Genomic DNA, 25,453 nt, shown 5'->3' with positions numbered 1-25,453 from the left:
AGCCGCCATGCTGTTGCAGCAGATCATCAATGCCATCAGCCTCGGCGGCATCTACGCCTTGCTCGCGCTCGGCCTCGCCATCGTGTTCTCGATCACCGGGCTCATCAATTTCGCCCACGGCGAGTTGATGACGCTGAGCGGCTACGGCCTGCTCGGGAGCCTGCTCCTCGGCCTGCCGCTTCTGCCGGCGGCGGCGGTCGCGGTCTCGGTCGGCGCGCTCTCGGCGGTCGCCATGGAGCGCGTCGCGTTCCGCCCGATGCGCGGCGCCAGCGTGACGAGCCTGCTGCTCACGAGCTTCGCCGTCTCCAATCTCCTCAAGGTCGTGTTCCAGAACGCGATCTCGGCGCGTGGCAAGCCCGTCGCCATGCCCGACTGGATGTCGAGCGTGTTCCATGTCGGTGCGTTCACCGTCGGCGTCGGCCCGCTGATCTCGATCGCCGTCTCCATCCTCGCCCTGGTCGGGCTGGAACTGTTCCTGCGCCGCACCATCATGGGCGCCTCGATGCGCGCCGCGGCCCAGGACTTCAACACCCTGCGCCTCGTCGGCATTCCGGCGAACCGCGTCATCGCCGTCGCCTTCCTGCTCTCGGGCGTGTTCGCCGGCATCGCGGCCCTGTTGTGGATCGCGCAGCGCGCCTCGGTCGATCCGATGATGGGCTTCGTGCCCGTGCTCAAGGCCTTCATCGCGACCGTCATCGGCGGCCTCGGCAGCCTGTCGGGGGCGGTCGCCGGCGGCATGCTGCTCGGCGCGCTCGAGGTCGCGTTGCAGGCGGTGCTGCCGCCGTCCCTCGCCCCCTACCGCGATGCACTCGTGCTCGCCGGCATCATCGTCGTGCTGCTGGTCCGTCCGAACGGCCTGATTCCGGCGGCCGAAACGAACCGGAGTTGAGCCCGTGAGCGCGCAACACCGACCCGCCGATCTTCACGAACGAGGGTGCGCGACGCCCGACGCGGCGCCCCGATCCCGCAACACCCAAGGACGACAGCGATGAGCCGCGAGCCCCTCAATTATCTGCTCTGGAGCGACCTCGTCGGCGTGACGCGGACCCGCGGCGTGCGGCTCTCCGACCTGCCGAACAAGGAGGAGACCGGCCTCGGCTGGGCCTGCGCCGGGCAGGCGCTGACCGCCTTCGGTTCGATCGTCGACAATCCCTGGGGACCGATGGACGAGGTTCGCCAGATTCCCGATCCCACGACCCGGTTCGGCTTCATCGGATCGAACTCCGGCGAGCGCTGGACCGCGTCGATCTGCAATTCGAAGCGCTCCGCGACGGAAGACTGGGATTGCTGCACCCGCACCTTCTACCGGCACGCGCTCGACGCGCTGGCGTCCGAGACGGGGCTGACCATCGCGGCGAGTTTCGAGCACGAGTTCACGTTCGAGGCCGAGACGCCGGTCGAGGGCGGCTTCACCTTCGCCGCAGCTCGGCGCGCCAACGTTTTCCTCCAGGATTGCGCCTCGGCGCTTCTCGCCGCGGGCGTTTCGCCGGAGAGCCTGGAGCCGGAATATGGCGCCTCCCAATACGAGATCAGTTGCGCCCCCGAGGTTGGCGTGACGGCGGCCGATGCCGCGCTGATCGCCCGTGAGATCATCCGCGCCGTGGCGGCCGAGCATGGCGCGCGCGTCTCCTTCACCCCGAAGCCGGCCCGCCGCGCGGTCGGCAACGGCGCCCACATTCACTTCAGTCTGGTCCGGCTCGACGACAAGACGAACGTGACCCACGATCCGGAGGGCGAGCTCGGCCTCTCCCCCGTCGTCGCCCATTTCTGCGCCGGCATTCTCGCCCACCTCGACGCGCTCGTGGCGATCACCGCGCCGACGCCGGTCTCCTATTATCGCCTGACGCCCCACGCCTGGAGCTGCGGCTTCCGCGCGATCGGGTTGCAGAACCGCGAGGCGGCGCTGCGCGTCACCCCCTCGGCCTCCCCCGAACTGGAGCGGCGCCGCCGCGCCTACAATGTCGAGTACCGCCCGGCCGATGCCTGCGCCTCGCCCTATCTGACGCTCGGCGCCCTCGTCCACGCCGGCCTCGACGGGATCCGGCGCAAGCTCGCTCTGCCGCCCGCGATCGACCGCGACCCGGCAGATCTCTCCGAGGCGGAGCGGGAAGCGCTCGGCATCGTGCCGCTGCCGACCTCGCTCGATGCCGCGCTCGCCGCCCTCGAGGCGGACGAGATCGCCCGCGGCTGGTTCTCGCCGACGCTCTACGACGTCTATCGCCGCCTCAAGCTGTGGGAGTGCGCGAGCGCGCGCGACCTCGACGAGGCGGCACTGTTCGCCCGCTACAAGACCGCCTATTGAGGAGGCCTGACGTGCAGAGCTTCATCGACAGCCTCCCCCTCATCGACCACCATTGCCATGGTGTAGTGGCGCGGCCGCTGGAGCGGCCCGCCTTCGAGGCGCTGATGAGCGAGGGCCACAAACCCGTCGCCGGCTGCACGCAATTCGACAAGCCGCTCGGCCTCGTCCTCCTGCGCTGGTGCGCGCCCCAACTCGGCCTCGAGCCCCACGCCGAGCCCGAGGCCTATCTGGCCGCCCGCCTCGCCTTGTCGCCCGAGGAAGTGACGCGGCGGCTTGCCGGCGCGACCGGCGTCTCGCGGCTCCTGATCGACACCGGCCACCGCTCGGACGCGATCCTCGATCCCGCCGCCATGGAGAATGTGACCGGCATTCCGGCCGCGGAAGTGGTGCGCATCGAAGCGGTGATGGAAGAGGTGGCGCGGACCGGTCCCGCCGACGGCGCGGGCCTGCGCAAAGCCTTCGACGACCGGATCGAGGAGCGCGCCCGCGGCGCCGTCGGCCTCAAATCGATCGTCGCCTACCGGACCAGCTTCGACATCGTGCAATGTCCGCCGACGCTCGCCGAGGTCGATGCCGCCGGGAGCCGCTGGCTCGCCGCGCTCGCCGCCGGCCGCAGCCGCCGCCTCGAAGATGCGATCCTGATCCGCTACGCCCTCTTCCGCGCCGGCGAACTCTGCCGCACCCATCGCTATCCGCTGCAACTTCATGTCGGTTTCGGCGATGCCGACATCCGGATGCCGAAATGCGACCCGACGGTGTTCACGCCCTTCATCGCGGCGATGGAGGAATGGGACGTGCCGATCACGCTCCTCCATTGCTACCCGTTTATCCGCGAGGCGGCGTTCCTCGCCGAGGTCTTCTCGAACGTCTATCTGGACATCGGCGTCATTCAGAACTTCACAGGCCCTTCGGCCGGCCGAATTCTAGCCGAGGCGATGGAACTGACGCCGTTCTACAAGCAGCTTTATTCGTCCGACGCCTTCGGGCTGGCGGAACTGCATTTCCTCGGCGCGCGGCTGTTCCGCAACGCCCTCGCCAAGGTGCTCGACGGCTGGATCGCGGCAGGCGACGCAACGCCCGCCAAGGCCGAGGCGATCGCCCGCGCCATCGCCTCCGAGAACGCCCGACGTATCTATCCCATCGGCTGAGGCGCCAGAGTTGATCATGTTTTGAGAGAAGCGTACCGGCTCCGTTGGCTGGCGTGCGCGCTAATGAGGTCGGACTGTTTCGACGAGCATCGCCGATGGGATGCCACATTTCAGCGGGAGCCGCTTATCGATCAGACGCATTCTAATGCTACACTGTATTAGGATGAGGCGCACTGACTGGATCAAGCTTCTTAATTGGATAGATCGCATTTTCCTTCCGAGTTCTTCGGCTAAGCGGCTCGGGCACCTACGCGAGCTGACCAGAAGAAAATCTCTTTCGCCTCGAACATCTCGACCGCTCAGTTGGATCCCGCCCGCCATCCGATGCGCTATGTCGGCCGGGTATCTGCGACAGCCGGATAATATGCAACTGAACGGATCCGCTCTAGAGTCCCTTTCACGCGCATTAGTCTAGCCGGCCCGGCACAATACTCTCTACTGAAGCTGAGGCCCCATCGCAGGCAGGCCTCTCTGAGCGGGCTATTCTCTCCGGCGAGACCCATACGCCAACTTCGGATAGAGCAAGATGCGGTTGACATCCGTGTGAATGGCGCCGCAGTGTTCTGGCGCTTGGCTCATTTGCCTGATGGTCCGTTGTGGTGCGGTCCCAGGATAAATTTTTTATTCGGCAGTAGCGATTTATCCCGTTCATCTATTTATTTCGCCGGCGATTTTTTAGAAATCAATCCCCATGGCAATTTTTCTGGTCGCAAGATAAGCATTAGAAGCGACATTACCCCTGCGACAACCGACGGCACTTATATTAATTCATGTAATATTTCCGCATATTCGACTGTCCATTATTTCCTATCGAGTGAATATGCGCCAACTTTATCGCAGTCTCACACGGAGAGAGTTACTATGCGCGTAAAAGTGAAAAAGCGAGGCAATAGCGCGGTGGTCCCGATTCCCACTGCTGTTATGGAGGCTGCGGGCTTGAGAGCCGATGATGAGGTCGACATTCGGGCGGACGGCGGCCGCGTCATCATCGAGAAAGTCCAAAACTTCAATGATGATCTTGATCAAATGCTAAGCGGCATCAGCTCATGTAATTTGCATGAGCCAATTGATTTCGGCTCACCCCAGGGTGAGGAAGCCCTATGACATGGCGAAATCTTGAGATTTTAGCGCGATTCCGCGCTCGGCTTCGTCGGGCATGCCGCATTGGGCTCGATGCAAAGCATCGGCGCGCCGACAAATCACCAGCTCGCCTTCGTACAATATGACATCCCTACCACCGTCCTACCGAATTTGAGCGCAGTGATCGCCTCCGGTCCGATCGGCGGTACTGACGCCACGCCCGGTGACACGCCGTGAGCCCACCGGTGGGCCGCCCTCTTCACGAACTCATCTGAACTTCGACGGCAAGAAGCGCCGGGCGCCCGGCCAGCGGCGCCGACTGTCAGAGGATGGGCCGCCGAGCGCAACGGCGAGGTGCCTTTGTCGTCGAGATGAAGTGCACAGATGTTTGCTCTCGCTATGGACTGTCACGCTTAGAATCGAAAAGACCCGGAGGGGCTGGTCTCTCACCCTCCGAGTCAACTTTCTGAGCTAGGCGAAAAGGATGCAGGCGCTCCAACGCCTGCATCCACTCAAACAATTTACTCCGGCCAGTCAGGAATTCAAGCCCGACATCCTTTGGGATGCGGCACCCGGCCCTCACCAATCGTCCGCCGCTCCGCGCGTTCCCGCGACACAACTCTTTCCGCGCCACAACTCTCTCCGCGCCGGCAACCGGATCGCCCGCGGCTCTGATCTCCGTCACGTCACCAAACCCCGAGCAGAGGAGCTTTCCATGCAGATCACGATCAACATCCCCACCACCACTATCGCCAACATGATGGTCTCTGCGATCGAAAATGGAGATCCCGTCACCAACAGCTGGTGCTCTGAATCAGGGCCGTAGCCAGCATCGGCAAAGACGAAAGCGGACCCTGGTACGCCTCCGGCGTTCTGGGGTCATACCTTTCAAGTCGAGATTGTCGAGATCGACGATGAGCGCACCGGTCACGAGACCATCCATAAAGTCGGTCTGCCGGACTTCCAGCGCGGCCTCACTGTCATGGAGCACGTGCTGCTCCGGCCCGCCCAAAAGGACAAAAGCAAACGATCCCAGTCGCGTTTCCCGCGGCTGCCCGACCAAACCTGGCGTGCTGCTCCCGCCGGGCTAACATGATGTCGCCCGCCGGCCGACGGCACCGCCCAGACCGAGCGAGTCCAACCTGCCCGGCCTCGCCCAGGCGATTGCTCAATCGACGCCGGCGACCTCGCCATATTACCTCGGCGCCGCGCCCGCGTCACGTTCTGCCACAGCACACAACGGCCGCAGAGGCAGGGCGGAGAAGGCCCGGCTACCGCGGACCCACCGAATCCGCGCACACTTCGCCGTCCCGGTACTGCCAATGATGAATTGCTGATGGCGATTATACTGATTTATCGGCCGCAATTTGTGGAGATGATTTAGGGGAAACCCCGAAAATCATAGAGTTGCGCTCTCCGCGCGATCCCGTCCCGACGCGGCTCCCGGCCCGTCGGCGACCAACCCTCTCGCATGAGAGGTCCCGCATTTCGACGTCCCGATGCCGGCCGCGCTACCACCCGCGCCGGCTCCGCACATGCCTTCGAGCATCGCACGTGACGTCGGAAGCGGACCCGGGGGTGTGCCTCCCGGGTGCCCGACGACATTCCGTCCCGGGCAGTGGAGTTACAGCGATGTGGATTTTTCCATTGAGCGTCACGCTTAGAATAGAGAAGACCCAGAGGGGGTGGTCAATCGCCCTCTGGGTCCGAATACTCGGCTAAGCGGAACGACGGCGGGCTTTCACAGAGCCCATCGTCACTCCATACGATACTCCGATGCCGCGCGAATGCAAGCACGATCACCGATCCTGCGGCCCGCGCATACCTCCTCACGGACATCAACGTCGCAGCCCCGCCGAGCGGGCGCTCAAGGGAATGATCCCATCTTTTGCCGTACCCCAGCCAAGCAGGATGACATCATGTCTGCCACGATCGCCCATCGCGCGCCCCTCGGCTCCATCATCACCTGGTCGAACGGCACCTCGCGGCCGCCGGCGCGCCACAAGAACAAGTTCTCCGCCTGGGCGCAGGACAACGGCCGGGGCAAGCTCGTCGGCCGGGCCCCCCGACAGCTTCACCTTCCAGCCCTACGACGCCGAAACCGGCACGCTCCCCACACCCTGCCTCTACCGCCTCTTTCGGACCGCGTCGCCCCTTACCTTCGACATCGTCGAGCTGCCGCCGGCCGCCCACTGGCGCCTCACGCGGATCGTTTCCAAGCCCCTCCCGGCCCTCCGGGCCGCGCTCCACAGCATGCCCCCGTAATAGCCGACCGGCGCAGCAGCTGGTCGGCCCTCCCCTGTCTCTGATCTCCTACGAGGCCATCCATGAAACCGACCGGCCATACCGCCGTCATGTCCGACGGTGCGCCGCTCCACAAGAGGCACAGCCTGCCGAACGTCGACATCTGGCGCACCCTCGACTATTTTCCGACGCCTCCTTGGGCCACCCGCGTTATTCGAGCACATCCTTCCTGTCTCGACATGACGGATAACCTCAGAACCCGTCGCAGGCCTTGGCCATATGCCTCACGCGCTCCGCGAGTACATATCGGAACGATCATCATTCGCCCCTTCAAGAAAAAATCTGGCGTTGCTTTTCTTAATATCAAACGACAGACTACTCTTCACTTCTCATCCATCGACTCAACGAGTACGTCATAACTGAAACAAGTTTTTCAACTTTGAATTTCTTGCAGCAGGCCGTGAGGCAGCGACACCGCAGCCTCATTCGCCCGCCGGCGAAGTGCTCGCCTCTCCCCGCTTCGCAGCTTCTGCGAAGCGGCGGGCGAGCACGGCGCAGGTCATGAGCTGGATCTGGTGAAAGATCATCAGCGGCAGCACGATGGCGCCGACATCCTGACCGGCGAAGATCACGCTGCCCATCGGCGCGCCGGAGGCGAGGCTCTTCTTCGAGCCGCAGAACGTGATGGTGATCCGGTCGGCGCGGCCGAAGCCGAGCCAGCCGCTGCCGTAATAGGTGAAGACGAGGACCGCCGCGAGGAGGATCGCGTCGATCACGGCGACCGTCAGCAGGGCCTCGATCGACACCTTGTGCCAGAGCCCACCGATCACCGCCTCGCTGAAGGCCGAATAGACGACCATCAGGATCGAACCGCGATCGACGATCGACGTGAGCACGCGGTGGCGGCGGAACCAGGCACCGAGCCAGGGCTGCACGAGCTGGCCGGCGACGAACGGCACCAGCAATTGGAGCAGGATCGACTCGAGGGCGTCGGCGGAGAAGCCGCCCCGCGCCCCGAACAGGAGCGCGACGAGGGCCGGCGTCAGGAACATGCCGAGGATGTTGGAGGCCGACGCCGAGCACACCGCGGCGGGCACGTTGCCGCCGGCAATCGAGGTGAACGCGATCGACGATTGCACCGTCGAGGGCAGCACGCAGAGGAACAGGAGCCCGGTGACGAGGGTCGGTTCCAGACCGTTCGGCACCAGCAGAACGAGAAGGCCGAGAATCGGAAACAGCACGAAGGTGGTGGCGAGCACGAAAAGGTGCAGCCGCCAGTGTGTCGCGCCCGCGATCACGACGTCCCGCGACAGCCGCGCGCCGTGGAGGAAGAACAGAAGCGCGATGGCGAGGTCGGTCGCGATCGAGAATACCTCGGCGCCCTTGCCGGAGATCGGCAGGAACGACGCGAGAACCACCATCCCGACGATCGCTATCGTATACCATTCACGGCGCAAGAACCCCATCACACACGAGACCTTTCCGTCCGAGCCTCTGAAAGCGGGAGTCCGCTCGTCGCCGTTCACCACCATCCCCGGGCGGGCAAGCGCGACGCGGCCGATCACTCCATCGGGAGGCGGTTTGACCATGCTCTGCGTCGGGACTATGTCTTAGCCGTCCAAGGGGAGTCCCGGTAGGGGGCTGAGAGGCCATCGGACCTTTGCGCATTCGGAACGAATGGGCGGGGCGACATGGCGACCCTTCGAACCTGATCCAGGTCAAGCTGGCGAAGGGATGGATGAGCCGGGGGAACGCCCCGGCGCGCCTCTCCGACAACCGGCTTGCTTTTAGGGCGCCCGCACGAGCGGGTGACGGAAAAGCATGCGCGTGACGATCATCGGTGCCGGTGTCGCCGGCCTCACCACCGCCCTCGCCCTCGCCGGCCGTGCGGACGTCGAGGTGCTCGAACGGGGCGAGGCGATCGGCGCCGCGTCGTGTTCGCGGTTCGCCGGCGGCATGCTGGCGCCGTGGTGCGAGCGAGAGAGCGCCGAGGAGACCGTGGTCACGCTCGGCCTCGAGGCGCTGTCGTTCTGGCCGGCGGCGGTGCCGGGCGTCGTCCGCAACGGCACGCTCGTCGTCGCCCAGCCGCGCGACCTGCCCGACCTCGCCCGCTTCGCTCGCCGCACCCGCGAGCACGAGAGCGTGGATGGAGAGGCGATCGCGGCTCTCGAGCCCGACCTCGCGGGCCGCTTCCGCCAGGGCCTGTTCTTCCCCCGGGAGGCCCACCTCGACCCACGCAAGACCTTGGCTGCGCTCGCCGAAATACTCGCCGCCGCGGGCGTTTCGATTCGCCTCGGTGTGACCGCCACGCCGGAAACGGTCGCAGGGGACCGCGTCGTCGATACGCGCGGCCTCGCGGCGCAGGACCGGCTGGCGAACCTGCGCGGGGTCAAGGGCGAGATGCTGATCGTCCGCACCCGAGACGTCACCCTGTCCCGTCCGGTACGCCTCCTACACCCGCGCATCCCGCTCTATGTGGTGCCGCGCGACGACGGGCATTTCATGATCGGGGCCACCATGATCGAGAGCGGCGAACGCGGCCGCATCACCGCCCGCTCGATGGTCGAGCTCCTCAACGCCGCCTATGCGCTGCATCCGGCCTTCGCGGAAGCCGAGATCGTCGAGATCGGTTGCGACGCCCGCCCCGCCTTCCCCGACAACCTGCCGCGACTGAAGGTCGACGGCCGGATCGTCTCCTTCAACGGGCTCTACCGACACGGCTTCCTGCTCTCGCCCGCGCTGGCGCGACGGGCGGCCGAGGTCGTGCTGTCCGACGCCACTTTTCCGGAGGTCATGGATGAAGATCATCGTGAACGGCGAAGCGCGTGAGGTGGCGGGGCCCGACCTCGCCGCCGCGCTCGACGAGCTCGGCTATGGCGACGTGGTGGTGGCGACCGCGATCAACGAGGCGTTCGTGCCGGTGACGGCGCGGCCGGCGCACCGACTTGCCGACGGCGACGTCGTCGAGGTGCTCGCCCCGATGCAGGGAGGTTGAGATGCACGATTCGCTCTCTTCCGGCGATCCCGTCTCGTTTTACGGGACCGAACTCGGCTCCCGGCTTCTCATCGGCACGGCACAATATCCCTCCCCCGCGATCCTCGCCGAGGCGGTGCGGGCTTCGGGCGCCGAGATCGTCACCGTCTCGCTCCGGCGGGAATCCGGTCGCGAACGGGCGGGCCAGGATTTCTGGCGCCTGATCCGAGAGCTCGGCGTCAAGGTGCTGCCGAACACCGCCGGATGCCACAGCGTGAAGGAGGCCGTCGCGACCGCCGAAATGGCGCGCGAGGTGTTCGCGACGCCCTGGATCAAGCTCGAGGTGATCGGCGACGCCGACACGCTGCACCCCGACGTCTTCGCGCTCGTCGAGGCCGCGCGGACGCTCGTCGCCGCCGGCTTCCAGGTCTTTCCCTACACGACCGACGATCTCTCGGTCGCCGACCGGCTCGTCGAGGCGGGCTGCGAAGTGCTGATGCCGTGGGGAGCGCCGATCGGAACCGGCCGCGGGCTGATGAACCCTTATGCGCTACGGAGCCTGCGCGCCCGCCACCCCGACATCCCCCTCGTCGTCGATGCCGGGATCGGCCTGCCCTCCCATGCGGCCGCCGCGATGGAACTCGGCTACGACGCCGTGCTCCTCAACACCGCCGTCGCCAAGGCGGGCGATCCGGCCCGCATGGCCGGCGCGTTCCGCCACGCGGTGGAGGCCGGCCGGCTCGCCTTCCTCGCCGATCCGATCGACGCCCGCGATATGGCGGCCCCCTCGACGCCGGTGCTCGGCACCGCCTTTCGGGACTGAACCATGCTCGATCCCTTCTATCTCATCGTCGATCGCACCGAGTGGCTGGAGCGCCTGCTGCCCGCAGGCGTCCGGCTCGTCCAGCTCCGGGTGAAGGACATGGACGCGGGTCCGCTGCGCGCCGAAATTCGCCGGGCGCGGGACCTCTGCGCCGCCGCCGGGGCCCAGCTCATCGTCAACGATTATTGGCGCCTCGCGATCGAGGAGGGCTGCGACTTCGTCCATCTCGGCCAGGAGGATCTCGACACCGCCGATCTCGGCGCGATCCGCGGGGCCGGCGTGAAGCTCGGGCTCTCCACCCATGACGAGACGGAGCTCGACCGCGCGCTCGCCGCCGAGCCCGATTACGTGGCCCTCGGCCCGGTCTTCCCGACCATCCTCAAGGCGATGAAATGGGCGCCCCAGGGGATCGAGCGGGTGAGAACCTGGAGGGCGAAGGTCGGCGCCGTGCCGCTGGTCGCGATCGGCGGCCTCACCCCCGAGCGGGCGAAGGCCGTGCTCGAGGCGGGCGCGGACAGCGCCGCGGTGGTCACCGACATCCTGCGCCACGACGATCCGGTGGCGCGCACCCGCGAATGGGTCGCCGTGACCCGTCGCTGACCGAAACGCACCCGGGAGGTTCGCCGTGACCGATCGCTACGCGCGCCAGATGACGCTGTCCGCCATCGGGCCGGAGGGGCAGGCCCGGCTCGGCCGCGCCCACGTGCTCGTGGTCGGCGCCGGCGGGCTCGGCTCCCATGTCCTCCTCGCGCTCGCCGGGGCCGGGATCGGACGGCTGACGATCGTCGATCACGACCGGGTCGAGATCACCAACCTCCACCGCCAGCCGCTCTATCGGATGGGCGACATCGGCCGGCCGAAGGCGGAGGCCGCGCGGGACGCGCTCGCGCTCTACAATCCGGAGGTCTCCGTCACGGCGCGGAGCGAGCGGCTGCGGCCCGGCAACGCCGCTCCCCTCGTCGCGAGCGCGGACATCGTGGTCGACGCGGCCGACAGCCTCGCGGTGACCTACATCCTGAGCGATGCGTGCCGCGCCGCGACCAAGCCGTTCGTGACGGCGTCCGTTCTCGAACAGCGCGGCTATGCGGGGGCCTTCTGCGGCGGCGCGCCGAGCTACCGCGCCGTCTTTCCCGACATGCCCTCGACGGTCGGCAGTTGCGCCGCGAACGGCGTGCTCGGGTCCGCCGTCGGGGTGATCGGCTCGCTCGAAGCCCACCTCGCCCTCGGCATCGCGCTCGGAGCGTCGCCCTCCCCACTCGGCCGCCTGATCTCGATCGATCTCGCGACCTTCAAGCTCGGCGGCTTCCGCTTCGACGGCACCCCGGAACCGGCGGGCAACGCCATCGCCTTCATCGAACCGAGCGATGTGACGCCGGACGACGTCGTCGTCGAACTCCGCGACGACGCGGAGGCGCCGGAGCCGGCGTTGCCGCAGGCTGTCCGGCTCGATCCGGCGTCGGTGGCGGAGGGCTTCACGCCGCCTGCCGGCCGCCGCGTGGTGTTCTGCTGCCGCAGCGGCATCCGCGCGCACCGGGCCGCCCGCCTGCTGGAGCGGCGGGAGGCCCGCCCGCTCGCGGTGATCGCCGCCGGTCCGTAGGCCCACCATCGGCGAGCGGTGCAAATGCCCCTAATCACAACTAAAAATGGATAATACGATATTAAAGCGAAGATTAGACACTGGGATGTCCAGCAACCGACCTCATCAACAATAATAAATTATTAGATGGGGTGAATGAGCGTGGTCGCGCCTTGCCGCGCCCTCGACGAGCCGAATAATCACGGTTGCGTGATTCATTCGCTCGAATTGAGGGGAATTGGTAATGAGGCGTACTATTTCAGCGGGGCTAATCTTTATCGGTACCGCAGCGGCGGCTAGCGCCGCCGATCTGCCTGAAGCGCCTGCCGCCAAGGTGCCGGATGCGGTCGAATCGGCCAAGGCGGTGACGTCCTGGCAGGGGTTCTATGCGGGTGTCACCGCTGGTGCCGTCATCGACAATTCCAGCATCACGCCGACCGCCGGAGGGCTCTTCCAGGTCTACAACGCGGACCGCTACGCCCAAGCCTACAATTCCAAGCTTGGCGGGTCCGGCTCGGGGCCCACGATCGGCGGCACGCTCGGCTACAATTTCCAATGGAAGGCTCTCGTGGCCGGCGTCGAGGCCGATTTTTCGTACTCCGACCGCAAGCAATCCGGGAACGTCCTGACCAGCACCGGCCTGGTCCGGGGCCAGAACATCCTCAAGAGCTACAGCATCGAGGGTGACTGGTTCGGCACCCTGCGTGCCCGCACCGGTGTCGCCGTCGGCCCGGCCCTGATCTACGGCACGGGCGGCCTCGCCTTCGGTCAAGCGGACGCCAATCTCGACATCGCCGGAACCGGCGGCTCGCCGTACTCTTGGTCCGGATCCAGCTCGAAGGTGCGCTGGGGCTGGACGGCCGGTGGCGGTGTGGAGACACAGTTCGCGTCGCACTGGTCGGCGAAGCTCGAATATCTCTATGTCGACCTCGGCAGCGACAACTTCTCGCTGGCGAACGGGGCGAACAATCCGGTCCCGGCCTTCACCATCAACGCGAAGGCGGATTACGCCTTCAGCATCGTGCGCGCCGGCATCAACTACCGGTTCTGATGCGCATGCGGCAGCGAAGCATCCGCTTCGCTGCCGCATCGATTTCGGCGCGTCGGAGCATTCGTCCGATGGGCGCGCCGCGCTCGTTCCTCAGAACGGATAGTGCTGCGGCCCTTCGATGGTGATCCAGCGCAGCTCGGTGAACTCGTTGATCACCGCCCGGCCGCCGAACCGGCCGTAGCCGCTCGCCTTAACGCCGCCGAACGGCATCTGCGGCTCGTCGGCGACCGTCGGCCCGTTGATGTGGCAGATGCCGGTCTGGATTCGCTTCGACAGCGCCAGCGCCTTCGTCACGTCGCGGCTGAAGATCGCCGAGGAGAGGCCGTATTCCGTGTCGTTGGCGACGCGCACCGCCTCGTCGGCATCCTTCACCCGGACGATCGACTTCACCGGGCCGAACGATTCCTCCTGATAGATGCGCATGTCCGCGGTGACGCCGTCGAGCAGCGTCGCCTCGACGATGCTGCCGGTGCGCCCGCCACCCGCGACGACCGTGGCGCCCTTGGCGACGGCGTCGGCGATGAGCTCGTCCATCTTCTCGGCGGCGGCGAGATCGACGAGCGAGCCGAGCACGACGTGGCCGCGCGGATCGCCGGCCGGCAGCGTCTTCGCCTTGGCGGCGAACTTCGCCACGAAGGCGTCGGCGACCGCGTCCTCGACGATGAACCGCTCGGTCGACATGCAGATCTGGCCCTGGTTCATGAAGGCGCCGAACGCCGCGGCATCGACCGCCTGATCGAGATCGGCGTCGGCGAGCACGAGGAACGGCGCCTTGCCGCCGAGCTCGAGCAGCACCGGCTTCAGGTGCTCGGCCGCGAGCTTGGCGATGATCTTGCCGACCTTCGTCGAGCCCGTGAAGTTGACCCGCTTGATCGCCGGATGGGAGACCAGCGCCTCGACGATCTTCGGCGCGTCGGCCGGCGCGTTCGAGATCACGTTGACGACGCCTTTCGGGAAGCCGGCATCGTTGAGGATCTGGCCGATCAGGTGATGAGTGCCCGGGCAAGCCTCGGACGAGCGCAGGATCACCGTGTTGCCGCAGGCGAGCGGCGCGGCGATCGCGCGGACGCCGAGAATGACCGGCGCGTTCCACGGCGCCATGCCGAGGACGACGCCGACCGGCTGACGCACGGCGAGCGACACGATGCCCGGCTTGTCGGAGGGGATGACCTCGCCGGTGATCTGCGTCGTCAGCGCCGCCGCCTCGCGCAGCACGCCGGCGGCGAGATGCACGTTGAAGCCGGCCCACGGCGCCGTCGCGCCGGTCTCCTCGACCATCAGCGCGACGAACTCGCCGGCACGCTGTTCCATGAGGTCGGCCGCCTTGAGGAGCAGCGCGCGGCGGGCACCCGGGCCGGTCTCCGACCAGGTCTCGAAGGCCTTGGCGGCGGCGGTCGCCACTTTGTCGACGTCCGCAACGGTCGCCGCGGCGGCCCGGCTCGCGACCTTGCCCGTCACCGGGTCCTTGCGCTCGAACAGGGCGCCGTTCTCGGCGCTTTCCGCGACGCCGTTGATGATGAAGCCGAAATCCATCTCACTCTCCCGCTGAAGGGGTCACTGGTAAAGGAAGGGGCGGTCAGAAGCCGAGCACGCTCGCGTTGACCGAGGCTTCGAGGCCGCCGTCGACGGGGACGTTCGCGCCGTTGATCCAGCGGGCCCCGTCGGAGCACAGGAAGGCGATCGCCGGCGCGATGTCCGGCGCCGTGCCGGGACGGCCGACGCGCGTGATGTCGTCGTCCACCCGGGCGTCGCCGAAGAGCGCACGAAACTCGCCGTAGATCGGGGTCGTCACCGGGCCGGGGCTCACCGCGTTGACGCGGATGCCGCGCCCGCGGAACAGAGGCTGGTGGGCAGCCCGCTGGGTCCACAACAGCAGCGCCTCCTTGGAGACGGGATAGCCGTCCTGCTCCGTGAGCGCGAACTCGCGGACGAGCGCCGCCGTGTCCGGAAAGCCCTGAACGCCGACCAGGTGCTTGGTGCGTTCGAGGTTGGCGCGCCAGCCGTAGCCGGCGATGGACGCGACGTTGACGATCGCGCCACCCTCGCGGATGCGCGGGGCGAGCGCCTCGGAGAGCGCTCGCAGGCCGTAGAAATTGACGGCGAGCGTCTTCGCCGCGCCGGCGACGCCGGAGATGCCGGCGACGTTGCAGAGCGCATCGAGCCGGGCCGGCAGCCGGGCGGCGATCGCGGCGGCGGCCGCGGGATCGGACAGATCGGCCTCGATGAAGGCCCCCGGCACGGTCGCGGGCGGCGCCTTCACGTCGACGCCGACGATCTCCGCGCCGAGCGAGGCCGCGACGAGCGCGGTCTGGGCACCGATGCCGGAGGCGATGCCGGTGATGAGCAGGGTCTTCCCGAAGAGCATGGTTTTCACTCGCTGATCGAAGGGGAACGGAAAAAGACAGGCTCAGCGCTCGGGCACGGCCACGTCGGACGGATGGGCGGGGGCGCGGCGGCCGATGACGAGGCGGTAGCCGACGGGCAGCAGGTGGATATCGAAGCGCGTGGCGAACGTGCCCCAGAGGCCGCGCGACAGGAACAGCGCGAAGACGAGCGCGGTCGCCCCGAGGCCGACGAGGTACCAGACACCCGCCGCTCCGAACAACGCCTCGATGACGAAGAAGATCACCGCGCCGAGAATGGCGCCTTCGAACGTTCCGAGGCCGCCGACGAGGACCATGAAGATCATGTAGGCGGTCCATTCGACGCTGAAATAGGTCTTCGGCTGGAAGGTGATCGCGGTCGCGAGCCAGAGCGCCCCGGCGAGCGCCGTGCCGAACGCCGCGATGATGAAGACCGCGCGCTTGGTCGCGGCGACCTTCACGCCGACCGAGGCGGCGGCGTCCTCGTTGTCGCGGATCGCCTGGATCGCCGTCCCCGCGCGGCCGCGCAATAGCACGAAGAGGATGCCGAGGATCGCGACCATCGAACCGAGCGAGATCCAATAATTGAAGGCGTGGCGCGCATCGGCCGCATAGGCGTTGAGGACGATCAGCGAGGTGCCGGTCTCGCCCTGTACGAGCCCGTCGAGATTGACGAGGAGATGGGCGAGCTCGGCGACGACCCACATGCCGATGGCGAACTCGCCGCCCCTCAGCCGCAGCATGAAGAGGGCGAGCGGCCAGGCGACGAGGCCGACGAGCAGGGCCGCGAGCACGAGCGCGGGATAGACGCTCATCCCCGCATCGGCAAGCCGCACCGCCGCATAGGCGCCGAGCCCGAAGAAGGCCTGCTGGCCGATCGAGACGAGGCCGCCATAGCCGGCGAGCGCGTTCCAGGTGGCGGCGAGGATCACGTAGATGAACAGCGTCGTGAGCTTGTCGATGGCGTTCGCCCCGAGCACGAGCGGCCCGAGGGCGAGCAGCGCCGCGACGGCGAGCGCGAGGGTCGCCGCGACCACGGAGGCCCGCGTCCAGCGCTCGACGGTGATGTGAGGTTCGCTCGCCATGGTTCAGTGCCCGGACGCGGTGCGCAGACGAAGACGGAAGCCGAGCCCGCCGGTCATCAGACGGGCGAACAGCACGGCGAGAAAGACGGCGTGGCCGGCGATCAGGAAGCCCTGCGGGCTGATCTGCGAGCCGAGGCTCTGGGCGACGCCGAGCACGATGCCGCCGATCAGCGTGCCCCAGAGCGATCCCGCGCCGCCGATCACCGCCGCTTCGAAGGCGAAGATGAGCTGCGGGCCGCCGGCATAGGGGTCGAACGTCGCCCGCATCGCGAGAAAGGCGCCGGCGATGCCGACCGTCACCATGGCGATGGCCGTCGCCGCGGCGTTGACGCGGCGCGCATTGATGCCGACGAGCCCGACGGTGTCGGGGTCCTCGGCCGTGGCGCGGATCGCGCGCCCGAGCGGCGTGCGGCTCATGAAGAGCTGAAGGCCGCCGATGAGAACGACGGCGGTCGCGAAGGTGAGCGCGGCGAGCTGGCCCACATAGATATCGTCGTTGATCGCCCAGCTATCGTAGGAGAGCGAGTCGAGAAAAGGCGCGAGCGAGCGCGTATCGGCCCCGAACCGCTGGAACAACAGGTTGTCGATCACGATCGACAGGCCGAAGGTCGAGAGCACCGGGACCAGGAGGCCGCCGCGCGCGCTGCGGTCGAGGACGAGGCGCTGGAGCAGCCAGCCGATCAAAGCCATCGCTGGCAGCACGAAGATGAGCCCCACGAACGGCGACAGGCCGTATTGGTCCGCGAGGACGAACAGCGCATAGGCCGCGAGCACGGCGAGGCTGCCATGGGCGAGGTTGATGACGCGCATCACCCCGAACATGAAGGAGAGGCCGCAGGCGATGAGGGCATAATAACCCCCGAGCAGCACGCCCTGTAGGATCTGATTGAGCCAGAGCATCATGGCGCCGTCTCCGCATGGCGGGCTCGGCCGAGGCCGAAATAGGCTTCGGTAATGGCGTCGCGGGTGAGATCGCGCGCGGCGCCCTCGAGCACGACCGCGCCCTCGAGCATGCACAGCACCCGGTCGGCAACACGCATGGCGCGGTTGAGGTCCTGCTCGACGAGCACGATCGTCGTGCCGGTGGCGATGAGGCCTTGGAGCTGTTCGTAGACGCGATCGACCACCAGGGGCGACAGGCCGAGCGAGACCTCGTCGAGCAGGAGCACGTCGGGGTTCGTCATCAGGGCGCGGCCGATCGCGGTCGCCTGCTGCTCGCCGCCGGAGAGGAGCCCGGCCTTGTGATGCCGGCGCTTCACGAGGTTCGGAAAGGCCTCCATGACCGCGTCGACGGTCCAGCGGCCCGGCCGACCGGCGGCGCGGGCGAGGAGAAGGTTCTCCTCGACGGTGAGATGGGCGAACAGGCGGCGGCCCTCGGGCACCAGGGCAACGCCGAGCCCGACCCGCTTGTGGGCCGGCACCGTGGTGATGTCGCGCCCGTCGAGCAGGACGCGCCCGCCGCTCGGCGGATGGGCGCCGGCGATGGCCCTGAGCAAAGTCGTCTTGCCGGCGCCGTTCGCGCCGACGAGCGCCACCGTCTCCCCGCGGGCGACGGCGAAGCTCACCCCGCGCACTGCCTGCAACAGGCCATGGCGGCATTCCAAGCGTTCGATGGAAAGCAGGCTCATGCCGCGGCGCCTCCGAGATAGGCCTCGACGACCGCCGGATCGCGCATCACCGCTTCCGGCGCGCCGTCCGCGATGACGCGGCCGGAATCCATGCACACGAGGCGCTCCGCGACCTGAAGGAGGACGTGGACCATATGCTCGATCCAGACGATCGCGATGCCGCGGCGACGCAGCTCGCGGATCGCCTCGACGAGCTCGGCCGCTTCCGCGTCGGTGAGGCCGCCGCCGATCTCGTCGAGCAAGAGGACCTTCGGGTCGGTCGCGAGCGCGCGGGCGAGCTCCAGCCGCTTGCGGTCGAGCAGGCCGAGGGTTTCGGCGCGGCGGTTGGCGATCTTCAGCATGCCGGTGAGGCCGAGCGCATCGGCCGCTCTCGCGTAGGCCTCGTCGCGGGCGAAGCCGCCGCCGTTCGCCGCGGCGGTCAACACATTCTCGAACACGGTCATGCCGCCGAAGGGCCGAGGCACCTGGTGGGTGCGGGCGATGCCGAGGCGGCAACGGTCGGCGGCACCGAGCGCCGTCACGTCGGCGCCGTCGAAGCGCACCGCGCCGGTCGTCGGGGTGTGGGCGCCGAGGAGAACGGCGAGCAAGGTCGTCTTGCCGGCGCCGTTCGGTCCGACGATGCCGACCGCCTCGCCGCGCGCCACGTCGAAATCGATGCCGTCGAGCACAACCAGCGCATTGAAGCGCTTGGTGATGCCCGATGCGGAGAGGAGGACGCTCCGGTCCGTCGTCACGGTTCCATCCCGTTCGCTGTCGCTCAAAAAAATGGGCCCGGTCCGGTCAGGGACCGGGCCTCGGAGGAGCCGCCGCGGGAAGGCACCGAGCCCGCCCGCGCCGGTGCGGTCAGCTGTTGAACGGCTTGAGCTTCGCCTCGATCGGCACGGCCGGATCGGTGGCGTGCTCGGTCACGACATAATCGAGCTTGAACTTGGAGCCCGGCGCCGACTTCACCCATTGGGTGCCGATGATCGGGCCCGGCGAGACGTTCGGGACCGGCCCGGCCTGGAAATCGACCTTGCCGATCATGGTCGTGGTGCGCAGCGCGCCGAGCGCCTTGGCGACCGCCGCCTTGTCCTTGGGATTGCCGCTCGCCTTGAGCGCCTCACTGCCGGCATCGAGCAGCGACATGGAGGCACCGAGCTGCTGCGTCCATTGCTTGCCGCTCGCCGCCTCGTACCCGTCGGCGAGCTCGACGCCGGAGACGCCGGTGAGCGGCGACTTGTAGGGGAACGCCTTGTGCCAATAGGCGGCGCTCGCGATGTTGTAGCCGAGTTTGCCGAGTGCCTCGATGCCATCCGGGAAGAGGCCGGTCTTGGCGACCTGACAGATCTTCACCATCCGGGTGTAGCCCTGCTGCGCCGCCTGGCGCCAGAACGCGGCGAAGTCGGGCGGGATCGGGAAGGAATTGAAGATCTCGCACTTCTCGCGCTTGAACAGGGCGATCTGCGCCGAATAGTCCGTGGTGCCGTCCTCATAGGGGCCGGGATCGACGATGGTGAAGCCGTCCTTGGCGAGCAGCGGCGCGAGATTGGCGCGGATCGCATTGCCGTCGGCGTCGTTGGGATAGAGCACGCCGACCTTCTTGTTGGTCTCGATCAGGTTCCACTGCGACACGTAGGTCTTGTGGAACTCACCGACGCCGAAGCCGAAATGGAAGGTCCACTTGAACGGCGACGGCTGGCCCGGCTTCGCACCGCGGCCAAAATACCAGGCCTCCCACGGCATCACCGTCGAGAGGCAGGGCACGCCGGCGGCCTCGCAGGCGTCGGAAACCGGGTTGATCGTCTCGGGCGTCGAGACGGCGAGCATCAGATCGACCTGATCGCTGTTGATGAGCGTCTTGGCGAGCTGGCTCGCGCGGGACGGGTCGGACTGGGTGTCGCGGTCGAGGATTTCGACGGCGTAGGTCTTGCCGCCGACCTGAAGGCCGCCCTGGAGCGCCTTCCGGGCGAGTTCCAACACGTAGCCGTCGGTCTGGCCGAAACCGGCGAGCGCGCCGGTGCGCGGGCTGATGAAGCCGACCTTCAGCACGTCCGTCGCCTCGGCGGCGAACACGCCGCGCGAGCCGGTCGCGAGCGCCAGCGCGCCGAGGCCGGTGCCGACCATCAGGCCGCGGCGGGTCGGGTTGAGGAGACGGTGAGCCGCGCTCTCGGGCGTCATCGAAGCGATCTCGGACATTTTTCCTCCCATCATTCGTTGTGCGTGTCTTCTTGTTCGGCAGATTTTGGTCGGCACGTCTCGGACCGGCCGCGCATTCGGCGGCGGTGTTCGTCAGATCGGGTAGTGGCCGGGCTCGCTCGCGACGGTGATCCAGCGCAGCTCGGTGAACTCGTTGATCGCCGCGGCCCCGCCGAACCGGCCGTAGCCGCTCGCCTTGACCCCGCCGAACGGCATCTGCGCCTCGTCGTGCACGGTCGGGCCGTTGATGTGGCACATGCCGGCCTCGATGCGGCGCGCCACCGCCATGGCGCGGCCGACATCGCGGCCGAACACGGCGGAGGAGAGACCGTACTCCGTGTCGTTGGCGACGCGGATCGCCTCCTCCACGCCGCGAACCCGGACGATCGCCGCCACGGGGCCGAAGGATTCCTCGGAATAGAGGCGCATCGCCGGGGTGACGTGATCGATGACCGTCGCGTCCATCAGCGTGCCGGCGGTGCGGCCGCCGGCGAGGATGCGGCCGCCCTTCGCCACGGCGTCCTTGACGAGCGCGTCGATGCGCTCGACCGCGTCGAACCCGACGAGCGCGCCGAGCGGCGCCGTGCCCTTGGCGGGATCGCCGGAGACGAGGGTCGCCGCCTTGCGGGCGAGCTTCTCGGTGAAGGCGTCGGCCACCGCCTCGTCGACCACGATGCGCTCGGTCGACATGCAGATCTGGCCCTGGTTGAAGAAGGCACCGAAGGCCGCCGCCTTCACCGCCTCGTCGAGGTCGGCGTCGTCGAGCACCAGGAACGGCGCCTTGCCGCCGAGCTCGAGCAGCGCCGGCGTGAGGTGACGTGCGGCGACCTCGGCGACGATGCGGCCGACGCGGGTCGAGCCGGTGAAGTTCACCCGCCGCACGATCGGGCTCGCGATCAGCGCCTCGACGATGCGGCCGGCGTCCGCGGGCGCACTCATGATCACGTTGACGATCCCATCGCCGAGGCCGGCATCGCGTAAGACCTCGCCGATCAGGCGATGGGTGCGCGGGCAGATCTCGGACGCCTTGAGGATCACGGTGTTGCCGCAGGCGAGCGGCATGGCGACCGAGCGCACCCCGAGGATCACAGGCGCGTTCCACGGCGCGATGGCGAGCACCACGCCGACCGGCTGGCGCACCGCGAAGGCGGTGGTGCCGGGCCGGTCGGAGGGGATGATCTGACCGCCGATCTGGGTGGTCGAAGCGGCGGCCTCGCGCAGCATGTCGGCGCCCAACGAGACATTGAAGCGCGCCCACCCCGCCGTGGCCCCGGTTTCGGCGAGCATCGTCTCGACGAAGAGGTCGACGCGCTGTTCGAGCAGGTCCGCGGCCGCGAGGAGGCGCGAGCGGCGCTCCGTCGGGCCGCATTCGGACCACACGGGAAAGGCTGCGGCCGCGGCGGAAAGAGCGGTCGCGACGTCGTCGAGGGTCGCCGCCGCCGCGCGCGTCGCGACGGCGCCGGTCACGGGATTGCAACGCTCGAACACGGCCCCGTCGGAGGCGGGCCGGTTCTCGTCGCGCAGCAGAAGCGGGGCATCGAACATCGCGGTCCAGCGGGCCTTCCTGCGCCCCGGCGCGCCGACCGAGCCACCGCGCCGGGCACACACGACGATCGGGCGTCACCTCGGACGCCACCAAGCCGTCGGATTGCCATGCGCGGAGATTGGTCGGCCACGCGGGATGCGCGGCAGGATCCCTCCCTCGTTTCCTGTCCTTCATGCCGGTTCTTGGCCGGCTTGGTATCGAATTAGCCGCAGCTTGACGGCGACCGAAATGCACTATTCACTATTTCTATTGCACTTTTCTCGGCGACGATCCTGATCGCCGGCGCACGGAGGCTGCGGCGATGTCACCGAGCCACGCGTTCCCCGCACCGACACCCTCCCGATCGGCGCCGAGCGGTACGGCGGCCGTCGTCGCAACCCGCATCGACGCCGCCCTTGCGCAACGCACCTGGTCGCTCGCCCCGACCGACCGGCCACGGCGCTGCCACGTCTTCCTCATCTCCGCCGGCCGCGCGCTCTATCGGGAGACAAGCGGGACCGATCACGACCTCGCCGGGCCGGCGCTGCTCTGGCTGCCGGCCTCGGCCCACGGCGAGGTGCGGCTCGCCGCCGGCGGCAGCGGCCTCAACGCGGCGATCGCCGAGGACCTCGTTTGGCGCTCGATCGGCGGCTCGCCGGTTGGCAGCGGGCTGCGCCCCCTGCTCGATCAGGCGGCGATCGCCCCGGCGGAGCGCATCGCCGCGCAGTTGCCGGAGCTGTCGGCCCTGATTCTCGCCCTGGTGCGCGAATCGCGAGATCCCCAGCCCGGCGGCTCGGCGATGGTGGAGCTCTATGTCGGGCTGGTGCTGCTCCATCTGTGGCGCGCCGCCGGCCTCGCCGCCGCGACCGGCCTGCGCGGCACCGGGGCGACCACCCTCCAGCGCTTCCGCCAGCTCGTCGAGCTGCATTACCGGGAAAATCTCCGGATCGACGAGTTCGCAGGGATGCTCGGCGTGACACGGGCGCACCTGCACGATGCCTGCCTCCGCGCGACCGGGCGCACCCCGCTCGCGCTGATGCACGACCGCCTGCTCGAAGAGGCGCGGCTGCGCCTCGAACAGACCGACCTTCCCGTCGAGCAGATCGCCTACGGCCTCGGCTTTCGCGACGCGGCCTATTTCAACCGCTTCTTCAAACGCCTGACCGGAACGACCCCGGGCGCCTACCGGACCGGGCTGAGCCGCTCGGTCCGCGCCGACGCCCCCTCCTCCTTCGCCGCCTGGCCCTGAGCGCCATCGCCGCCGGCGCGGCGCGCGCGGAACTCGGTCGGGGCGAGGCGCGTCTCGCGGCGGAAGAAGCGGGTGAAATAGGCGGCGTCCTCGAACCCGACAGCGTCCGCGATCTCCTTGATCCCAAGCGTCGTGAAGGCGAGGTAGCGCTTCGCCTCGAGCACGATCCGCCCTTGAACGACCCCGAGCGCGGACTGGCCCAGATGGGTGCGGCAGAGCCGGTTGAGGTGCGCGGTGGTGAGGCCGAGCCGATCGGCATAATCCTCGATCGTCAGCCGCTCGCGATAGTGGAGATCGACGAGATCGCGGAAGCGGGCGACATGGAGCGCCCCGCGACGGGCCGGATCGGGCGTCGCCGCGCCGGCTGCGCTGCGCACCCGGAAGGCAAGAACGAGCGCGATCGCGATCCGCGCCTCGACGATGGCGAGCTGTCCGGGACGTCGCTGCGCGAATTCCCGTGCCGCGGCGTCGAGTTCGCGGGCGACCGTTTCCGCGATGTCGGGATGGTCGCCGAGGGGCACGTGGACCGGCCGGTCGAGGCCGGCGGCAGCTTCCGGGCACGCCCGGAGCACCTCGGGCACATGGCGGGCGAACAGCGTGAGCACCTGACCTTCGACGTCGTGGGAGAAGGCATAACCGTGCACGGTGTGGGGCGGCACCAGCACCAGACAGGGTGGGCTCAAGGTCTCGGAGCGGCCGTCGAGCTCGGCCGCCGCGGTGCCGGCGGCGAGGTGTAGGATCTGGAAGAACGCATCGTGGCGGTGCGGTTCGATGCGGTAATCGTGCAGCCGGCTGCGCGCCTGGATGGTCTCGCAATGCAGCCAATCGGCGCCGAGATGCTCGTCGGCTTCGCCATAGAGCGCATAGGTCGGGATCGCCCGCATGCCGCTTCCTCCCGGGATCGATGTTCCGATTGTCCAATCCTTTGTCCCCTCTGTCCATTGGCGGAGGCGGGGTCGGCCGCCATGTTCGCCCGAAACGCGGCCGCAGAGCCGGCCCAGGGAGGACCTCATGCAGACCAGCACCGCCCAAACCGGGACCCGCCCAACCCGGACCCAGGTCGCCATCATCGGCGCCGGCCCCGCCGGGCTGTTGCTCGGACGCCTGCTCGAACGCCGCGGCATCGACACCGTCATTCTGGAGCGGCGCAGCCCCGATTATGTGCTGTCCCGGATTCGCGCCGGCGTGATCGAGCCGGGCGCGGTCGAACTCCTGGAGAAGGCCGGCGTCGCGGAGCGGCTGCATAAGGAAGGGCTGATCCACGACGGCACCGAGCTGATGTTCGACGGCGACCGGCTGCGCATCGATTTCGCCGCCCTGACCGGGCGTTCCGTCACCGTCTACGGCCAGACCGAAGTGACGCGGGACCTGATGGACGCCCGCGCGGATTCCGGTGCGGTGTCGATCTACGAGGCTGAGGACGTCTCGCTCCACGATTTCGAGACCGACCGGCCGAAGGTTCGATATGTCCAGGACGGTGTGACGCACGAGATCGCTTGCGACGTGATCGCGGGCTGCGACGGCTTCCACGGCGTCGCCCGGGCGAGCCTGCCCGACAGCGCGCTCAAGACGTTCGAGCGAGTCTATCCGTTCGGCTGGCTCGGCATCCTGACGGACCGCCCGCCCGTCGCCGAGGAACTCATCTACGCCCACCACGCCCGGGGCTTCGCGCTCTGCTCGATGCGCTCGCCGACGCGCAGCCGCTATTATGTCCAGGTTGCTTCCGACGAGCGCGTCGAGGACTGGTCAGACGACCGCTTCTGGGACGAACTGCGCCAGCGGCTCGATCCGGAAACCGCCGAACGGCTCCAGACCGGCCCCTCGATCGAGAAGTCGATCGCGCCGCTGCGCAGCTTCGTCGCCGAGCCGCTCCGCTTCGGCCGGCTCTTCCTCGCGGGCGACGCCGCCCACATCGTGCCGCCGACCGGCGCGAAGGGCCTCAACCTCGCCGCGAGCGACGTTGGCTATCTCGCCGACGCGCTCCTGGAGTTCTTCCTCGATCGCTCGTCGGCCGGGCTCGATGCCTATTCCGCCCGCGCCCTCGCCCGCATCTGGAAGGCGGAGCGCTTCTCGTGGTGGATGACCTCGCTCCTCCACGTCTTCCCGGAAACCGACACCTTCGGCCGCCGCATCCAGCGTGCCGAGTTCGACTATCTCGCCGGCTCGCCGGCGGCCCAGCGCGTTCTCGCCGAGAATTATGTCGGCTTGCCGATGTGATCGCAGGGCA

At 68.0% G+C, this 25,453-nt stretch carries 24 protein-coding genes and 1 riboswitch; of the genes, 14 read left to right on the top strand and 10 right to left on the bottom strand.

All coding sequences use genetic code 11. The features are described from left to right. Positions 1-7: 7 nt before the first annotated feature. The 6 genes from F0357_RS21350 to F0357_RS25655 all read left to right on the top strand — a co-directional run bounded on the left by F0357_RS21350 (position 8) and on the right by F0357_RS25655 (position 6,839). The gene (locus tag F0357_RS21350) at positions 8-889 is read left to right on the top strand and encodes a branched-chain amino acid ABC transporter permease (RefSeq protein ID WP_153489661.1); all 882 of its coding nucleotides are present in this window, start codon (positions 8-10) and stop codon (positions 887-889) included. 99 nt (positions 890-988) lie between these two features. Further along, positions 989-2,302 (top strand): type I glutamate--ammonia ligase, encoded by a 1,314-nt coding sequence (locus F0357_RS21345; RefSeq protein ID WP_153489657.1) that lies wholly within the window; start codon positions 989-991, stop codon positions 2,300-2,302. Positions 2,303-2,313: 11 nt separating this feature from the next. Then, on the top strand, positions 2,314-3,450 hold the full coding sequence (locus F0357_RS21340; protein ID WP_153489653.1) for an amidohydrolase family protein: 1,137 nt from the start codon (positions 2,314-2,316) through the stop codon (positions 3,448-3,450). Positions 3,451-3,993: 543 nt separating this feature from the next. Beyond that, positions 3,994-4,554 (top strand): AbrB/MazE/SpoVT family DNA-binding domain-containing protein, encoded by a 561-nt coding sequence (locus F0357_RS25335; RefSeq protein ID WP_246161843.1) that lies wholly within the window; start codon positions 3,994-3,996, stop codon positions 4,552-4,554. Between the two features lie 460 nt (positions 4,555-5,014). Next, entirely contained in the window at positions 5,015-5,356 is a 342-nt protein-coding gene (locus tag F0357_RS21330) for a hypothetical protein (protein ID WP_153489649.1), read from the top strand. Between the two features lie 961 nt (positions 5,357-6,317). Beyond that, positions 6,318-6,839 carry a UCP036055 family protein gene (locus F0357_RS25655; protein ID WP_512700808.1) on the top strand — a complete coding sequence of 174 codons (522 nt, stop codon included), beginning with the start codon at positions 6,318-6,320 and terminating at the stop codon, positions 6,837-6,839. Positions 6,840-7,256: 417 nt separating this feature from the next. Here F0357_RS25655 and F0357_RS21325 read toward each other — a convergent pair whose 3' ends face one another. Next, positions 7,257-8,240: a bile acid:sodium symporter family protein gene (locus tag F0357_RS21325; protein WP_153489645.1), complete on the bottom strand. Its 984-nt coding sequence runs from the start codon at positions 8,238-8,240 to the stop codon at positions 7,257-7,259. A gap of 145 nt (positions 8,241-8,385) precedes the next feature. Then, a riboswitch (TPP riboswitch) is annotated at positions 8,386-8,526 on the top strand. 69 nt (positions 8,527-8,595) lie between these two features. Between F0357_RS21325 and thiO the strand changes: the two genes are divergently transcribed. The 6 genes from thiO (at position 8,596) to F0357_RS21295 (ending at position 13,198) form a co-directional block, all read left to right on the top strand. After that, positions 8,596-9,603: a glycine oxidase ThiO gene (gene thiO / locus F0357_RS21320; protein WP_153489641.1), complete on the top strand. Its 1,008-nt coding sequence runs from the start codon at positions 8,596-8,598 to the stop codon at positions 9,601-9,603. After that, positions 9,572-9,769, top strand: a complete 198-nt coding sequence (gene thiS / locus F0357_RS21315; RefSeq protein ID WP_153489636.1) for a sulfur carrier protein ThiS — start codon at positions 9,572-9,574, stop codon at positions 9,767-9,769. Before thiO ends, thiS begins: the two co-directional genes overlap by 32 nt. Before the next feature lies 1 nt (position 9,770). Next, on the top strand, positions 9,771-10,571 hold the full coding sequence (locus F0357_RS21310; protein WP_153489631.1) for a thiazole synthase: 801 nt from the start codon (positions 9,771-9,773) through the stop codon (positions 10,569-10,571). A 3-nt stretch (positions 10,572-10,574) separates the two neighbouring features. After that, a complete protein-coding gene (locus tag F0357_RS21305; protein ID WP_153489627.1) occupies positions 10,575-11,171 on the top strand; it encodes a thiamine phosphate synthase in 597 nt (198 codons plus the stop codon). A 25-nt stretch (positions 11,172-11,196) separates the two neighbouring features. Beyond that, the gene (locus tag F0357_RS21300; protein ID WP_312861772.1) at positions 11,197-12,168 is read left to right on the top strand and encodes a ThiF family adenylyltransferase; all 972 of its coding nucleotides are present in this window, start codon (positions 11,197-11,199) and stop codon (positions 12,166-12,168) included. Positions 12,169-12,391: 223 nt separating this feature from the next. Further along, the gene (locus F0357_RS21295) at positions 12,392-13,198 is read left to right on the top strand and encodes an outer membrane protein (RefSeq protein ID WP_153489623.1); all 807 of its coding nucleotides are present in this window, start codon (positions 12,392-12,394) and stop codon (positions 13,196-13,198) included. 90 nt (positions 13,199-13,288) lie between these two features. Here F0357_RS21295 and F0357_RS21290 read toward each other — a convergent pair whose 3' ends face one another. The 8 genes from F0357_RS21290 to F0357_RS21255 form a co-directional block, all read right to left on the bottom strand. Further along, positions 13,289-14,731, bottom strand: a complete 1,443-nt coding sequence (locus F0357_RS21290) for an aldehyde dehydrogenase (RefSeq protein WP_153489619.1) — start codon at positions 14,729-14,731, stop codon at positions 13,289-13,291. Between the two features lie 43 nt (positions 14,732-14,774). Then, on the bottom strand, positions 14,775-15,563 hold the full coding sequence (locus F0357_RS21285; RefSeq protein WP_153489616.1) for a coniferyl-alcohol dehydrogenase: 789 nt from the start codon (positions 15,561-15,563) through the stop codon (positions 14,775-14,777). Between the two features lie 42 nt (positions 15,564-15,605). Continuing rightward, positions 15,606-16,646, bottom strand: coding sequence for a branched-chain amino acid ABC transporter permease (locus F0357_RS21280; RefSeq protein WP_153489613.1), 1,041 nt, complete (start codon positions 16,644-16,646; stop codon positions 15,606-15,608). 3 nt (positions 16,647-16,649) lie between these two features. Continuing rightward, positions 16,650-17,546, bottom strand: coding sequence for a branched-chain amino acid ABC transporter permease (locus F0357_RS21275; RefSeq protein ID WP_153491473.1), 897 nt, complete (start codon positions 17,544-17,546; stop codon positions 16,650-16,652). Beyond that, the gene (locus F0357_RS21270) at positions 17,546-18,274 is read right to left on the bottom strand and encodes an ABC transporter ATP-binding protein (RefSeq protein ID WP_153489610.1); all 729 of its coding nucleotides are present in this window, start codon (positions 18,272-18,274) and stop codon (positions 17,546-17,548) included. The genes F0357_RS21275 and F0357_RS21270 overlap by 1 nt, the downstream gene beginning before the upstream one ends. Continuing rightward, complete coding sequence (locus F0357_RS21265) at positions 18,271-19,008, bottom strand: ABC transporter ATP-binding protein (protein ID WP_312861771.1); 738 nt, start codon at positions 19,006-19,008, stop codon at positions 18,271-18,273. Before F0357_RS21265 ends, F0357_RS21270 begins: the two co-directional genes overlap by 4 nt. 109 nt (positions 19,009-19,117) lie before the next feature. Continuing rightward, entirely contained in the window at positions 19,118-20,380 is a 1,263-nt protein-coding gene (locus F0357_RS21260) for an ABC transporter substrate-binding protein (RefSeq protein ID WP_246161889.1), read from the bottom strand. A gap of 165 nt (positions 20,381-20,545) precedes the next feature. Continuing rightward, the gene (locus tag F0357_RS21255; RefSeq protein WP_153489602.1) at positions 20,546-21,997 is read right to left on the bottom strand and encodes an aldehyde dehydrogenase; all 1,452 of its coding nucleotides are present in this window, start codon (positions 21,995-21,997) and stop codon (positions 20,546-20,548) included. A 302-nt stretch (positions 21,998-22,299) separates the two neighbouring features. Between F0357_RS21255 and F0357_RS21250 the strand changes: the two genes are divergently transcribed. Then, complete coding sequence (locus F0357_RS21250; RefSeq protein WP_153489598.1) at positions 22,300-23,226, top strand: helix-turn-helix domain-containing protein; 927 nt, start codon at positions 22,300-22,302, stop codon at positions 23,224-23,226. On the opposite strand, the gene F0357_RS21245 is transcribed toward F0357_RS21250, so the two are convergent. Then, positions 23,160-24,110: a helix-turn-helix domain-containing protein gene (locus F0357_RS21245; RefSeq protein ID WP_208948525.1), complete on the bottom strand. Its 951-nt coding sequence runs from the start codon at positions 24,108-24,110 to the stop codon at positions 23,160-23,162. The two genes, F0357_RS21250 and F0357_RS21245, sit on opposite strands and share 67 nt — an antisense overlap. 127 nt (positions 24,111-24,237) lie before the next feature. On the opposite strand from F0357_RS21245, the gene pobA reads away from it, so the two are divergent. Continuing rightward, the gene (gene pobA / locus F0357_RS21240; protein WP_153489590.1) at positions 24,238-25,443 is read left to right on the top strand and encodes a 4-hydroxybenzoate 3-monooxygenase; all 1,206 of its coding nucleotides are present in this window, start codon (positions 24,238-24,240) and stop codon (positions 25,441-25,443) included. Positions 25,444-25,453: the final 10 nt, after the last annotated feature.

The organism is Segnochrobactrum spirostomi (genome assembly GCF_009600605.1).
Taxonomy (GTDB): domain Bacteria; phylum Pseudomonadota; class Alphaproteobacteria; order Rhizobiales; family Segnochrobactraceae; genus Segnochrobactrum; species Segnochrobactrum spirostomi.
Note: the sequence above shows the minus strand (reverse complement) of the source record. Positions and strands in the feature narration are given on the sequence as shown.